Annotated in this window: 13 protein-coding genes; 10 read left to right on the top strand and 3 right to left on the bottom strand. The window is 42.9% G+C overall.

All coding sequences use genetic code 11. The features are described from left to right. The first annotated feature begins 27 nt into the window (after positions 1 to 27). From ACQ76V_RS01845 to ACQ76V_RS01815, 7 genes are all read left to right on the top strand, one after another. Complete coding sequence (locus ACQ76V_RS01845) at positions 28 to 639, top strand: CDP-alcohol phosphatidyltransferase family protein (protein WP_440998758.1); 612 nt, start codon at positions 28 to 30, stop codon at positions 637 to 639. Then, on the top strand, positions 611 to 1,084 hold the full coding sequence (locus ACQ76V_RS01840) for a phosphatidylglycerophosphatase A family protein (RefSeq protein ID WP_440998757.1): 474 nt from the start codon (positions 611 to 613) through the stop codon (positions 1,082 to 1,084). Before ACQ76V_RS01845 ends, ACQ76V_RS01840 begins: the two co-directional genes overlap by 29 nt. Before the next feature lie 77 nt (positions 1,085 to 1,161). Beyond that, positions 1,162 to 1,803 carry an orotate phosphoribosyltransferase gene (gene pyrE, locus ACQ76V_RS01835; protein ID WP_440998756.1) on the top strand — a complete coding sequence of 214 codons (642 nt, stop codon included), beginning with the start codon at positions 1,162 to 1,164 and terminating at the stop codon, positions 1,801 to 1,803. A 176-nt stretch (positions 1,804 to 1,979) separates the two neighbouring features. Further along, positions 1,980 to 3,347 carry a tRNA (N6-isopentenyl adenosine(37)-C2)-methylthiotransferase MiaB gene (gene miaB, locus ACQ76V_RS01830; RefSeq protein ID WP_440998755.1) on the top strand — a complete coding sequence of 456 codons (1,368 nt, stop codon included), beginning with the start codon at positions 1,980 to 1,982 and terminating at the stop codon, positions 3,345 to 3,347. A 182-nt stretch (positions 3,348 to 3,529) separates the two neighbouring features. After that, the gene (locus ACQ76V_RS01825) at positions 3,530 to 4,834 is read left to right on the top strand and encodes a sigma-54 interaction domain-containing protein (RefSeq protein WP_440998754.1); all 1,305 of its coding nucleotides are present in this window, start codon (positions 3,530 to 3,532) and stop codon (positions 4,832 to 4,834) included. Further along, the gene (gene lptE, locus ACQ76V_RS01820; RefSeq protein WP_440998753.1) at positions 4,821 to 5,339 is read left to right on the top strand and encodes an LPS assembly lipoprotein LptE; all 519 of its coding nucleotides are present in this window, start codon (positions 4,821 to 4,823) and stop codon (positions 5,337 to 5,339) included. The genes ACQ76V_RS01825 and lptE overlap by 14 nt, the downstream gene beginning before the upstream one ends. Positions 5,340 to 5,426: 87 nt before the next feature. Next, positions 5,427 to 6,065: a hypothetical protein gene (locus tag ACQ76V_RS01815; protein ID WP_440998752.1), complete on the top strand. Its 639-nt coding sequence runs from the start codon at positions 5,427 to 5,429 to the stop codon at positions 6,063 to 6,065. A gap of 10 nt (positions 6,066 to 6,075) precedes the next feature. Here the strand turns inward: ACQ76V_RS01815 and ACQ76V_RS01810 are convergent, their stop codons facing one another. The 3 genes from ACQ76V_RS01810 to ACQ76V_RS01800 all read right to left on the bottom strand — a co-directional run bounded on the left by ACQ76V_RS01810 (position 6,076) and on the right by ACQ76V_RS01800 (position 8,601). Continuing rightward, positions 6,076 to 6,711 (bottom strand): MBL fold metallo-hydrolase, encoded by a 636-nt coding sequence (locus tag ACQ76V_RS01810; RefSeq protein ID WP_440998751.1) that lies wholly within the window; start codon positions 6,709 to 6,711, stop codon positions 6,076 to 6,078. A gap of 97 nt (positions 6,712 to 6,808) precedes the next feature. After that, positions 6,809 to 7,027, bottom strand: coding sequence for a 50S ribosomal protein L31 (gene rpmE, locus ACQ76V_RS01805; RefSeq protein ID WP_440998750.1), 219 nt, complete (start codon positions 7,025 to 7,027; stop codon positions 6,809 to 6,811). Between the two features lie 74 nt (positions 7,028 to 7,101). Next, entirely contained in the window at positions 7,102 to 8,601 is a 1,500-nt protein-coding gene (locus tag ACQ76V_RS01800) for a sigma 54-interacting transcriptional regulator (protein WP_440998749.1), read from the bottom strand. Positions 8,602 to 8,953: 352 nt separating this feature from the next. On the opposite strand from ACQ76V_RS01800, the gene ACQ76V_RS01795 reads away from it, so the two are divergent. Genes ACQ76V_RS01795 through ACQ76V_RS01785 form a run of 3 tightly spaced genes read left to right on the top strand, consistent with a single transcriptional unit; the run spans position 8,954 to position 14,948 of the window. Further along, positions 8,954 to 11,923, top strand: coding sequence for a SusC/RagA family TonB-linked outer membrane protein (locus ACQ76V_RS01795; protein WP_440998748.1), 2,970 nt, complete (start codon positions 8,954 to 8,956; stop codon positions 11,921 to 11,923). A gap of 25 nt (positions 11,924 to 11,948) precedes the next feature. Further along, complete coding sequence (locus tag ACQ76V_RS01790) at positions 11,949 to 13,850, top strand: RagB/SusD family nutrient uptake outer membrane protein (protein ID WP_440998747.1); 1,902 nt, start codon at positions 11,949 to 11,951, stop codon at positions 13,848 to 13,850. A 45-nt stretch (positions 13,851 to 13,895) separates the two neighbouring features. Then, the gene (locus tag ACQ76V_RS01785) at positions 13,896 to 14,948 is read left to right on the top strand and encodes a SusE domain-containing protein (protein WP_440998746.1); all 1,053 of its coding nucleotides are present in this window, start codon (positions 13,896 to 13,898) and stop codon (positions 14,946 to 14,948) included. The last annotated feature ends 32 nt before the right edge of the window (positions 14,949 to 14,980 follow it).

Genomic DNA, 14,980 nt, shown 5'->3' with positions numbered 1-14,980 from the left:
CTCTTTAACAATTACTATCTTTTGACCGTGCGACAAATACCCAACATATTAAGTACGATCCGTATTATTCTGGCCCCCATCTTCTTAATCCTGTATGTACAGGATGAAGTGGTGTGGCGTGCCCTTAGTGTAGGTATTTTTGCGGTCGCTGTCGTCACCGACTTCTTTGACGGATATATCGCCCGTATGTACAGCGCCGAAACCGATTACGGGGTATTTTTAGATCCATTGGCCGATAAGTTTTTAACCTTTGCAGGTTTTATCTGTTTGCCCTTTATTGATGCCGCACAATTTCCGTGGTGGGCTATTGGTGTTATTGTTTTCCGGGATATTTTTGTCACCGGTATGCGCATGTTGGCTGATTACCGCGACTTTACGATGGATACTCGGATGACGGCCAAAGCAAAAACCTTAAGCCAGATGTTCTTTCTTTACCTGGTACTGATGGTGGGCGTTTTTATCGAAACAGATGTTTGGCTCAGCAGTTACTGTATAGAACTCCTTCAGTCAGGAATTTTAGGCTGGCTGATGATGATCATTGTGGCCATAACCGTTTACTCGGGAATAGAATACATTTTAATTAATAGAAAAATATTTTTAAAACAGAGCGATGCCAAAACTAAAACCGATACTCGGTAGTTTTTTTTATTCCGGATTTTTACCAAACGCCCCAGGAACCTGGGGCAGCTTTTTTGCCCTTTTCCCTATCTACTTTGTGGGATTATATAGTCCGTGGTACGGCATGGCCCTCATAACAGCACTATTTTCCTATATCACCGTTTGGGTATCCGAGGAATGCGAAAAAGAATGGGGCGGCGACCCCTCTCCCCTGGTGATGGATGAATTTGCCGGGCAAGCCATGGCATTTATCGCCATCCCTTTTAGCGGCATCCTTTCACAAGATCTGCTCTTGCTGCTCGCTGGATTTATCTTCTTCCGCTTTTTTGATATACAGAAACCCCTCGGAGTAAATAAATTGCAAAGTCTACCTGGAGGCTGGGGCATTCTGGCGGATGATTTGTTAGCCGGATTCTACGCCCTGATATGTATGCAGGGACTTTTATATGTTTTAGAGATTATTTAACAATATGCTAATCAATCAGTAACGACATTTTTATTATCATTAACGTTGATCAGCACACGAACTATTAACAATTGTATATGATTATTGATCAAACATTCTCAGAAGAAATCGCCCTTGATTTACTGGACATCAACGCGGTAATCCTGCGTCCCAACGATCCTTTTACGTGGTCGTCGGGGTGGAATTCGCCCATCTATTGTGATAACCGCCTGACGATGCGGTATCCCAAAATCCGAAAAAAGATTGCTCAACAATTTGTGGAATTTATTTCCAACAAATATCCCGAAGTGGATGTCATTACAGGAACAGCCACAGCGGGCATACCGCACGCGGCCTGGGTGGCAGAAAATATGGATAAGCCAATGTCGTATGTCCGTGCCAAAGCTAAAGCATACGGACTTGGCAATCAGATTGAGGGTGGTATCCAAAAGGGAGAAACCACCGTTGTTATTGAAGACCTGATTTCGACCGGTGGATCGGCTATTTCAGTGGTCGAAGCCCTGCAGTTTATCGGCGCCGATATCGAAGCAGTACTCAGCATTTTCACTTACGGATTTGACAAGGCCAATGAGCGTTTCGAAAAAGCCAAGGTACCCATGTTTACGCTTACCGACTATGCTACGCTTATCGATGTGGCCAGTAAAAACAATTATGTAGATGAATCTGATCTCGAAACACTGGCCGAGTGGCGTAAACAACCCGAAACCTGGCCAAATTAGGAATTTATTATTAGTTGATGGCTATTGGTTTCCTAATTTAGGCTCGTAAAGCCCAATACTTTGCGAGCCTTTTTTATAAATACTCAGTTAAACTTCCCCTAACATCAGCTTCATAAAGAGCGAATCTCTTCTTATATTCACCAGTCTAAATAATCAGGAATAAAACATTGTCCACAGTGGATCAACGGAACTTTTACATTGAGACCTACGGCTGTCAGATGAATGTCTCTGATACCGAAATTGTAAACTCCATTTTGATGGAGGAAGGTATGCAGCCGGTCAACGAGCCCGAAGATGCCGAAGTCATTTTTATCAACACCTGCTCTATCCGTGATAATGCTGAGGAGCGCGTCTGGAATCGCCTTAAAGAGTTTAAAGCAATGAAACGCGAACGTCAAAACCACGATATGACGGTGGGCGTGCTGGGCTGTATGGCAGAGCGCATCCGCGAAAAGATCATGGAAAAGGAAGAGCTTGTTGATCTCGTTGTGGGTCCTGATGCCTATCGTGATTTACCCAAATTGCTTTCTGATGTTGATGACGGGCAAAAGGCTGCGAATACTATTCTTTCCCTCGAAGAAACGTATGCCGATATCAAGCCGGTGCGCAGAAATGATAACGGCGTTAGCGCTTTTGTTACGATCATGCGCGGCTGTGACAATATGTGCGCGTTTTGCGTAGTGCCATTTACTCGTGGACGTGAGCGAAGCCGCACCGCTGAGAGCATCATTGAAGAACTCCAACAACTTAGCGATCAGGGCTACAAAGAAGTTACCCTGCTTGGACAAAATGTTAACTCTTACGACGATGGGGAGAACTCCTTTGCCGACCTGATGTACAAGGCCAGCCAGGTTGATCCGGAGATGCGTATTCGCTTTTCATCGCCACACCCCAAGGATTTCCCTGAGGAATTGCTTGAAATTATCGCCGAGCAGCCGAACCTCTGTAACTATATTCACATTCCGGCACAGTCGGGCAATAATGACGTACTCGAACGCATGCGACGTCCCTATACTCGAGAGCAGTATTTAGATCTCGTTAAAAAAATGCGCGATATCATTCCGGGCGTTACACTCTCAACGGATATTATTACCGGTTTCTGTGGCGAAACGGAAGAAGAGCATGAAGATACCATGTCATTGATGGCTGAAGTAAAGTATGATTTGGCCTATATGTTTGCCTACTCCGAGCGTGGACGAACATTAGCACAGCGGAAATATGAGGATGATGTACCGGAAGATGTTAAAAAACGTCGCCTCTCTGAGATTATCGAGCAGCAAATGAATATCCAAGAAGAGCTCAATAAGAAAGAAATTGGCCGACGTCACCTGGTACTTGTTGAAGGCACCAGTAAGCGTTCCGATGAACAGTTATGCGGACGTACTGATACGAATAAAATGGTTGTTTTCGATCGCGAAGATCACCTTGGAAAAGGTGATTACGTTGAGGTTACGATTACGGATTGTACTTCTGCTACATTGATGGGAGATGTCATCAAAAAAAGCAGCATTCAGGAGTACAGCCAGGAAACAGTCGCTGCATAATTGAATTATATCTCAGCAACTTATCTATTAACACCCGATAATTGACTGCTGAGAAACGCTTGTAAAAGAGCTCCCGTTATAACACTTGCTGCTTATTCTTTATGTATCTAAAGCAGTAATTATTACCTTTACCTATACAAAAGAGTTTTAATATAAATTTTATTTAAACGAGCTTCTCCCCTATGGATCGTGAAGCATTTCAAGAACGATTTGGACTTATTGGAGAATCTGCCGCGCTCAAGCAGGTTATTGATAAAGTTATACAGGTGGCCGATACGGATATCACCGTGCTTTTGGAAGGTGAAAGTGGTGTGGGAAAAGACGTAACGGCCAAAGCCATTCATGAGATCAGCCATCGCCAAGATGGAAACATGGTGATTGTAAACTGTGGAGCTATCCCCGAAGGCATTATTGAGAGCGAGCTATTTGGACACGAAAAAGGGGCTTTTACCGGGGCTCATGAGTCGCGTGAAGGGTATTTTGAAAAAGCCGATGGCGGTACCATTTTTCTGGATGAAATTGGAGATACTCCTCCCAATGTTCAAGTGAAATTATTGCGAGTCCTTGAAACGGGCGAATACTTTAGAGTTGGTTCCAGCAAAGTCCGCAAGACAGATGTACGAGTATTAGCTGCCACTAACAAGGATTTATGGCAGCTTGTTCAAGATGAAGATTTTCGCGAAGATCTTTATTACCGACTGGATACCGTAAAAGTAAAACTTCCCCCTCTTCGCGAACGACCCGATGACATTATCCCTATTTTCAGAAAATTCGTTACTGAATTTTCTGCCAAATACGATTCTGTCTTCAAGGGTTTCTCGGATAATGCAAAAGAGCTTTTAATTTCGTACCGATGGCCGGGGAACGTCCGAGAGCTCCGCAATGTAGCCGAGCAGCTGGTAGTGCTCGAAAAATCGCAATTTATTGATACCGAAAAACTTCAGAAATATCTCAAGGGACGACAGCACGAAGGGTCAGCCGATAACCTGCCTGTCCTTGCCGATCAAGATTCACAACGAGATTCAAACGGAGCATTTGGGAATGATGATCAACGCCTCATTTACCGAGCCCTTGTTGAGCTGCAAAGCGATATTGGGGATTTAAAGAAAATGCTTGGGACATTTCTCTATTCCACATTTTCGCAAAAAAACATGAAGGCGCTTCCTCAAAACATCCAGGACGAGTTTAGTCAAAGCAATATGTCTGACGTTGAAATGGACGTAGATATTGGCAATGCTGCTGATGAGGAGATCGGCGGCGTTGAATCTTTTGCCGAAGCAGATATTTCTGAAGAAGAATCTGAAGATGAAAATTTATTCTATCAGTTTTTTAATGATGATGAAGTACCCTCAATAGAAAAAGCGGAGCAATTTCTGATTGAGCAAGCTCTCAAAAAATTCGATGGAAATCGTCGAAAAGCATCCGAAGCGCTGGGCGTTAGCGAACGAACTCTTTATCGCAAGTTGGACCAATATGATCTGCAATAAAAAACGGGGGCTTTTTGTTTTACTGCTTATCACTGTTGCCCTAAGCGGATGTTTTCGATACAGCTTTACCGGGACATCTATTCCGGAAGATGTTAACACTATTTATATTCCCTTCTTTGCCGATCAATCATCCGGCGGAGTTGGAAATTTAAGTGATCGACTTAATACCGCCCTTGTTGATCGATTTATTAATCAAACAAGACTACAACTTTCGAATTCAAGGGATGGTGCTGATGCCGTATTGGAAGGATCCATTGTCAATTATGCCAATAAGCCATTCAGCGTAACCGGCGAAGGCCAAAGCAGTTTAAACGAAGTTACCATTTCGGTACGGGCTACCTTTCAGTATACCGACAAAGAGCAGGCTGAATGGAGCAGCACATTCAGCGGATCAGAAACATATGATACTAACGAAAACCCCATTGAAGGAGAAACAAACGCGGCTGTTGAAGCACTCAATCAAATAGCCAACAATATGTTTAACGATGCGGTGAGTGATTGGTAGAGCGGAATAATATTTTGATGGGCTCCACAAATCTATTTATATAATATTAAGTGCATACATTGGCCGGGAATCAGTAATAATTTAAAGATGCCTCAGTTACCCTTTAAAATTCCAAAATCATTGGCTTCTTATGCCGAACATTTCGACAAGGAGCCCATTGAAGCTACAAAACGACTTAAAAAACAGCTTAAGAAACGCGGACCTGATGCGGTAGGACATTTTCTACTGGCATGGTTTTATCACTTAGAAGGAATGGACGATCAAGCTGTCGATGAAGCGCTCAAAGCTCGTATATTTGCACCCGGCAGCCCGTTTTTTGAGAAACTGCATTACTATCTGAGCCATCCCAATACATTCGAAGCCTGGACGCCTGAAACCGATACCGCTTCTACTCAAAAAAGCACGCATTCGATTGATGAACCAGGCCCCGTATTAAATTTGGATTCGCTCATCCAAAAGCTTTCTTCTGTTGAATCAAAGCGCATACGTCCGGAAGAGACAAAACAATCAGAAGATAAAACAAAAAAGAATATATCGGCCGATGATGTTGACGATATTGTCTCGGAAACGCTGGCCCAAATACATGAACGACAGGGAAAACTTGGGGCCGCCATCAGAACATACGAACGACTTAAACAATTAAAACCTGATAAGCGTGCGGAGTATCAGAAGGAAATCAATCGGCTTAAAACCTTGCAGGATCAAGACAGCAACGAAAAAGAGTAACGCTCGCTGTCTACGCTTTTACAAAAGGATTGGCCTGCTTTTCGTGGCCAATGGTTGTTTTTTCTCCATGTCCGGGATATACCACCGTATCTTCCGGTAGCATATATAACTGCTCGCGGATAGACTGTTCCAGTACCTTAAAATCACCTTTATATAGATCAGTACGTCCTATACCCTCTCTGAAAAGGACATCTCCTGCGATAACCAAGCCATCAGCCTTACTATATAGAGAAACGTGGTCGGGCGCATGACCTGGTGTGTATCGAACATCGAAAGAAAAGTTGCCCAATGACCAGTTTTCAGTAACCGGCAACACATCGGGTTCAAAAGAAAACCCATCGGAGGTGAACCCAAACATGGCTGCTTGTGAGCCAAAATTATTCCACAGGTAACGGTCCTTATTACTCAAATAAACAGGAATATCAACATCATCAAGAACCTTTTGTAATCCCAGCACATGATCCACATGCGCATGCGTTAATACAACCGCTAATAATTCTACATCCTGTTCATCAAAGTGTTTTTTTACTTTTTGATATTCGGAATCCTCTAAAAAACCGGGATCAATAATTAAAGCCTGATTCCCTTCCAAAAGCAGGTAGGTATTTTCAGCAAAAGGTCCGACAGTATATTTTAAAACATCCATGACCAATACTCATTAGGTTAAAAAAAATCATCAAATAAAAAAGGGATGCATCTCTTTATGAAATGCATCCCGAATTTCATTAGGCTTCCAGAAAATATTAGTCGTCTTGCTTGCCGTAACGCTTCTTAAAGCGATCGATACGACCTGCTTTCTTCTGATAGTTCATATTACCGGTATAGAAAGGATGGTTTTTGGAATCAACCTCGCTTTGATACACACCGTCATTGGTATCCATCGTACTGCGAGTTTTAAATTCGGTACCATCGCTCATTACAACCGTAATCTCTTTGTACTCTGGGTGAATTCCGTCTTTCATGGGATCATTAAATTTCTTTATTGCTTAATTCGGTCGGTAAATATAAGGGCTTACAAGCCTACTTGCAATCACTATCATTCATCAAAATCCTCGAAATCATCCAGATTATCAATAGAGCCGAGCATACTTCCCAGCATATCAGAATAGCTGCGTGCATTGTCCAGATCCTCTTTCCCGACCATTGAATACTGGTGCAATGCTTCAATAATTAAATCCATGATCACATATAGATCGTTATCTTTATCAAGCAGTGAATTTTCTGATGCCAATGATGAGAGCCCGGTAACGCCTTTAAGTAGGTCTTCATACTCTTTCTGACTCATTTTATCGCTGATATTCAATGTATTGCCATCGGCGAACCAATCAAGCACCGGCTGATACATATTCTCATCACTTTTTTTCTGTTCTGCAGGATCGGGAAAATACTGGGCAAACGTTTTCTTGATCGCCTTGCCAATAATATGCTTAGCCACATTTATCGCCCCCTCCTGTTCCCCTTCATATACCAACTCCAACTTACCGGTAAGGGCAGGAACAATATGAAATACATCCGTGATGCGAGCCTGGGTCTCAGATTCATTATTTACCAGAGCCCGGCGTTCAGCTGCAGAAATAAGCTGTTCCATCGCCGTAATCGGCATGCGAGTAGAAACCCCACTTTTCTGATCGATGTATTCTGATTCACGGGCCTCAAAAGCAACCTGCTCCAGCAATTCCTTGATAACCGGAGAAACCATAACATCTACGGCCCCATCGCGGGAAATCCATGCTTCTTGCTGGGTAATTTTCATTCCCGTTTCCAGCTCTTTGGGATAGTGCGTCAAAATTTGAGAATCAATGCGGTCTTTCAACGGCGTAATAATACTTCCCCTGTTGGTATAGTCCTCGGGATTGGCCGAAAATACCATCATTACGTCCAGCGGAATACGAACATTGAAGCCTCGAATCTGGATATCACGTTCCTGCATAATATTAAGAAGCGCTACCTGAATACGTGGCTGCAAGTCAGGCAGTTCGTTAATAGCAAAAATTCCGCGATTGGTTCTTGGTACCAAACCAAAATTGATGACATTCTCATCGGCCAACGTTAATTTTTGGGCTGCCGCTTTAATGGGATCGATATCACCGATAAGGTCGGCCACGGCCGTGTCGGGGGTTGCAAGTTTCTCGCCATAGCGTTCGCTACGGTGCACCCAACTTATTGGTGTGTCGTCTCCCTTTTCATCAACTAATTCTCGTGCTTGTTTAGAAACCGGGTTAAAGGGATCATCATTGATTTCAGAACCTTCAATTATGGGCATATATTCATCCAGAAAAGATGTTAGTTGGCGCAGTATTTTGGTCTTAGCCTGCCCTCGAAGCCCCAGCAATATAATATCGTGTTTCGCCAACAAGGCATGCTGTAGCTGCGGAATGACAGACTTTTCATAGCCCATAATGTCGGGAAAAAGGGTTTCTCCGGATTTTATTTTTGCAATAAGGTTTTGCCTTATTTCTTCTTTGACAGAAATTGATTCCCAGCCCGATTCCTTTAACTCACCTAATGTATGAACAGTAGTCTTCAGATTTTTCATTTACCTCTTCACTAATTTTTGCAATTTGGAATAATTTATAACCTAATATGAATCATAATCATTTCATTTTTATATGATACCAGCTTTACTTGATTGACGATATTGTCAAAATACAGTGCTTACCTAAAGCATAAAAAAATAATACCGACGGTACGTATTTACTTGAATATCTCCTCATAAATTGTTACCTATGAGTGGATATGAAAGCGCTTACATATCGTGGTGACCATTAATTTTTTTATGTATGATGAAAGCGCTTACATATCGGGTGTAAACTAAAAATATTGAAAGATTTTTTATCTCAATTAAAGAACATGTTCAGACTTATCCACAATAATCTAAACCAACCTCTATGATACCAATCAAAAAGCTACTCATTACGTCATGTCTGATACTGGGGCTCACAGTCCCCGGGTTAGCGCAGACTTCCGTATCGGGAACGGTAACAGACGCTCAAAGCGGGGAAACCCTGCCGGGCGTTAATATTACTGTTAAAAATATGCCCGAACGCGGAACTGCTTCTACTGCAAACGGAACCTTTACATTAAATGTACCCTCGTTGCAAGATACGCTGGTCTTTTCCTTTGTAGGATATATTAAAAAAGAAGTCCCAATCGATGGACAAACAACCATTGATGTAACCCTTTCCCCCGATGTCCAACAACTCGAAGATATTGTAGTCATCGGTTACGGGACACAGGATGTAGATGATAATACCGGATCAATTACGTCGGTAAATTCTGATGATTTTAACGCAGGTGCTATCACCTCTCCGGAAGAATTATTTCAAGGCAAAGCGGCCGGTGTAACGGTAACCTCAAACGACGGTGCCCCTGGTAGCGGAGCTACTATACGCATTCGCGGAGGGTCCTCCCTTTCTGCAGATAATAACCCGCTTTATGTCATAGACGGAGTTCCACTGGGTGGTGGCGATGTTTCAGGAATGCGTAACCCCCTGAACACGATTAATCCCAATGACATTGAATCAATCTCTATCCTGAAGGATGCCTCGGCAACGGCCATTTATGGTTCACGTGCTTCTAATGGTGTTGTTCTTATTACCACCAAGCGAGGTACCGCCGATCAGGCCTTGGCTGTTGACTATACTGGCAAGTTCTCTTTCCAGACCAAAACCAAAGAACTTGATGTACTTTCAGCTAATGAGTTCCGAACTGTTGTAGAAGAGCAACTGAATCCTTCTGCTCAACAGTTGCTGGGTGAAGCAAATACTGACTGGCAAGATCAAATATATGAGAATGCTTTTAGTCAAGAACATAACATTAGTTTAACGGGTGCCTTCCAAAGTGTTCCCTATCGTATTTCTCTTGGCTTTAACGGCAACAACGGGATACTCAAAACCTCTAACATGGATCGCTTTACCGGTTCAATTGCGGTTAATCCCACCTTTTTTGATGATCAGCTTAAAGTTGACTTAAACATCAAAGGCTCTCAGGTTGATAACCGCTTTGCCAATCGCGGTGCTATTGGATCCGCTGTAACGTTTGATCCGACTAAGCCGGTTAGTGCTGATAATGCATTTGGAAATTATTATGCATGGACGGGTCAGAATGGTAATCCTATTTCAATTGCTCCGTCAAATCCAATGGCCCTATTGGAACAAACGACTGACGAATCTAAAGTTTATCGATCAATCGGTAGCGCTAAGTTTGATTACACCCTCCCTTTTGAAGAAAACCTAACTGCAACGTTAAATCTCGGTTATGACTATTCGGATGTAGCTGATGGCAATTATTTGGTCACTGACCAGGCCGCTTTTGAATATGTTGGCCAAGGTCAACCAAATGGTATCCGTACTGAGTACGATCAGCGCAAAGAAAACGAACTGCTCGACTTTTACCTGAATTACAAAAATGAGCTACCCTCTGTTAATAGCAAACTTGATGTAACAGCCGGTTACTCATGGGAGCATCATTATGAGGAAAGCTCGAACTACGTTACCAATTACAATACAGCAGATACCCTGGTTGTCAATGAAAACACCGACTTTAAAACCGAGCATTATATTGTTTCGTTCTTCGGTCGGTTGAATTACACTTTCAACAACAAGTATCTGTTGACCGCCACCTTGCGCCAAGATGGTACATCTCGATTCTCTAAAGACGAGCGCTGGGGACTTTTCCCATCTGCTGCTCTGGCTTGGAAAATCCACGAAGAATCCTTCATGGATGGTTTTGAGAACTTAAACCAGTTGAAACTTCGCTTAGGATACGGTGTAACCGGCCAGCAGCGCATTAATCAGGGTGACTATCCTTACCTTGCACGTTATACGGCCAGTGAACCAACAGCTCGTTACCAGTTCGGCAATGAGTTTGTGACCACCCTGCGACCTGAGGGATACAACGCTAATCTAAAGTGGGAGGAAACAACTACTTATAATATTGCGTTGGACTATGGATTCTTTGACGACCGACTGTTCGGTTCTCTGGAAGCCTATCACCGTGTAACGGATGATCTGTTGAATGTTATTCCCGTACCGGCCGGAACAAACTTCACGAACCGAATACTTTCAAACATTGGAACATTGGAAGTTCAGGGGCTTGAAGCCAATATTACCGGACGCTTGATCTCTAAAGAAGATACGTATCTTGAAGTTGGATTTAATGCTACCCACAACGTTAATAAAATTACCAAGCTCACAAACGTACAATCCGAAGACTATATCGGTGTTGAAACCGGTGGAATTTCGGGTGGAGTTGGCAATACTATTCAGATCCACAGTGAAGGTAATCCCCGAAGTTCGTTCTATGTATACGAACAGGTATATGACGAGAATGGAAAACCTTTAGACGGTGTTTATGTTGATCGTAATGAAGACGGGCAAATTACGGCTGACGACAAATACCGTTATCAAGATCCTGCACCTGACTTTACTTTTGGATTATCATCCAAGCTTCAGTACCAAAACTGGGATGCATCATTCTCTGCCCGGGCTAATATTGGAAATTACGTATACAACAACGTAGCGTCTAATCACATGGTCTATGAATTTATGTATAACAGTACCGGTTACTTAAACAATGCCATGAGCGATATTAATGACTATGGATTCAGTAGCGCTCAATATCAGTCTGATCATTACGTTGAAAATGCATCCTTCCTGAGAATGGATAACGTTTCGGTTGGATATACCTTTAACAATCTATTTGATCAGGTACAATCGCTGCGTGTTTCCGGTACCGTGCAAAATGCCTTTGTAATTACCAATTACAGTGGGCTGGATCCCGAGGTATTTAGTGGAATTGATAACGAAGTATATCCACGCCCTCGTACCTTTATCCTTGGATTAAGCCTCAACTTTTAATTGAAATTCTTTAAAACCGACCATTATGTTAAACACAAAATTTAAAATAGTCGCGATCGTGTTAATCGCCTTAATGGCTATTACCGCTACTTCGTGTACGGACGATCTCAATACCAGTCCGATTGATGACGATGTTGAAACATCAGAATCAGTATATACAGGGCCTGACAAATACCGCCAAGTTCTGGCAAAGTTATATGCAGGATTTGCCACTACCGGACAGCAAGGGCCAGCTGGCGACGCCGACATACAGGGTATTGACGAAGGCTTCTCAAGCTATATTCGTCAGCTCTGGGTAGCGCAAGAAATATCAACAGACGAAGCCGTTGTTGGATGGAATGATACCGGCCTTCCGGAATTCAATTACCATGCATGGAATGCCTCCAACGACTTTGTAATGGCTCTTTACAGTCGTATCTATTATCAAATTAGTCTTGCCAATGAATTTATTCGTAACGCGCAGGGTAGTGACAACCAGCAAGTACAGCAATACCTTGCCGAGGCTCGTTTCTTGCGTGCCCTCAGCTACTGGCATGCCCTTGATATGTTTGGCGGTAATGTCCCATTTGTAACCGAAGATGATCCTGTTGGAGCTTATCAGCCCGAACCAGTTGGTGCCCAGGAGCTCTTCAATTACATTGAGACGGAACTCACTGAAATTGAAAGCGAAATGCCTGCTCCCGGCGATAACGACTACGGACGAGCTGACCAAGGAGCCGTTTGGACCCTCCTAACGAAGCTGTACCTCAATGCCGAAGTTTATATTGATGAAGCTCGTTACGGCGACGCCGTCACCTATGCAAATAAAGTGATTGACCAAGGCGGTTATACGCTGGATGACAACTATGATCAGCTATTCATGGCTGATAACCATAATGCTGATGGACTCATTTTCTCCATCCCCTTCGACGGCGTAAATACCCAAACCTATGGAGGGACAACATTCATCCACCACGCCGCTATTGGGGGTAATATGAATCCCAGCAACTTTGGAACCAATGAAGCATGGGCCGGACACCGTACCACTCCACAGTTCGCCGATAAATTCGAATTAATAGGAACAGCCGGTGAACAGGTAAGTAATCCAAACAGTGATCCCGAAATTTACGTACCTGGCGGCTACCAATCAGCAAGCGGTTACGGAAATGACTGGGATCCAGGAACAGCCCCTGCCCTTGTAGATAACAATAATGATGGTATTTATACCGGATATATCTACATTAATGATGCTGGTAGCGAATTTAAGTTTACTCCGGAACAAAATTGGAATGAAGATTGGGGCGATAATGAAGGAGACGGAACTCTTGATTCTGGAGGAGACAACCTTTATGCGCAGCAACCCGGTCGGCATAATATTACAGTCAATTTAAATGACAGTACATACCATGTTGAACTGGCTAATAATAGGAATACATTATTTACTGACGGTCAAGAAAAAGAAATTCCTATTTTGGCTGAGTTTACCAATGGCTATGGACTTACCAAGTGGAAGAACCTAAACCAAAACGGTCAAAGTGGTTCCGATCAAGTCTTTGTAGATATTGATTTTCCCATGTTCCGGTTAGCAGATGTATATTTAATGTATGCTGAAGCTACAATGCGCGGAAATTCTGGTGATATGAATAAGGCAGTTGGTCTTATTAATGATCTGAGAGAACGAGCTTACGGATCAGATGAAGCCAATATTAGTACCAGTAATCTTAACCTGCAATTCATCCTTGATGAACGCGGTAGAGAGCTGTACTGGGAGGCTCACCGCAGAACTGATTTGCGTCGATTCGGTCAATTTACCGGAAGTGATTATATATGGGCTTGGAAAGGTGAAGATCCGGCCGGAAGAAGTACTGATTCAAAATTTAACCTCTTCCCTATTCCGGCTTCCGACATCAACTCAAATCTAAATCTGGAACAGAATCCGGGTTATTAATTAGTCCGATTTTCAAAACGATTTTAAATCTAAAAACAAATAATCATGAAGAAACTTAGCCTATTAACATTTGTACTGGCAGGGTTCCTGGTCTTTTCCTCTTGTGACAAAGAGGAAATGGGACCCGTTATGAACAGTGATCCGGGTTCTCCGGCAATTACCGCTCCGGAATCCGGTCAGAGTTTTACCCTTTCAGAAGATGAGACAGATCAAAATCTGGTCACATTTGAATGGAATAATCCAGATTATGGATTTTCTGCTGCACCTGATGTTACTATTGAAATGGTTGAGACAGGTAATGACTTTTCTGATCCTATTGAATTTGCTAATACCCAAGGCACATCATATTCAATAACAGTAGGAGAAATGAATGCAAACTTACTGGGTCTTGGCTTCACTCCCTTACAAGAGTCAACTTTAGACTTTCGTGTCAAGACAACACTCACTGATACTTCTTATACATCAGATACGATAACCCTTGGCTTTACTCCATTTTCTACTTGTGAGTATTGTCCGGAAATATATGTGCCCGGCAGTTATCAAGGAGCCAGTAACGAAGGCAACGATTGGGATCCGGGAACCGCTCCTGCCCTTACAACAGTTGACTTGACTGATAATTACGAGGGATATGTTTATATGGCTAATGGAGGTAACCAATTTAAGTTTACCCCCGAGCGTAATTGGAGTTCCGATTGGGGTGACAGTGGTGGCGACGGAACATTAGAGCCAGGAAGTGACAACATTGAAATTGCTGATCCAGGTTATTATAAAATTAATGTTAATATCAATCGCCTGGAATATACCGTAACCCAAACCCAATGGGGTTTAATTGGTTCAGCTACAGCGAATGAGTGGGAATCTGACCAAAACATGACTTATGACTCTGCTAATCAAGTTTGGACCATTACCACAGATCTTACCTCTGGTGAAGTTAAGTTCCGTGCAAATGATGCCTGGAATATCGAATATGGGGATAACGGCGCAGACGGTATTCTTGAGGCCGGCGGTGAAAATATCGCCATCGATTCTGATGGAAATTATACCATTGAGTTAGATCTCAGCGGTGATCCCTATACATATAGTATAACCCAAAACTAACATTAGTTTAAAATCCGTAAAAAGCCCACTCA

The organism is Fodinibius sp. SL11, assembly GCF_052060035.1.
In the GTDB taxonomy this organism is placed as follows: domain Bacteria; phylum Bacteroidota; class Rhodothermia; order Balneolales; family Balneolaceae; genus Fodinibius.
The sequence above is the reverse complement of the archived record's forward strand: the minus strand, read 5'-3'. Positions and strand labels throughout refer to the sequence as shown.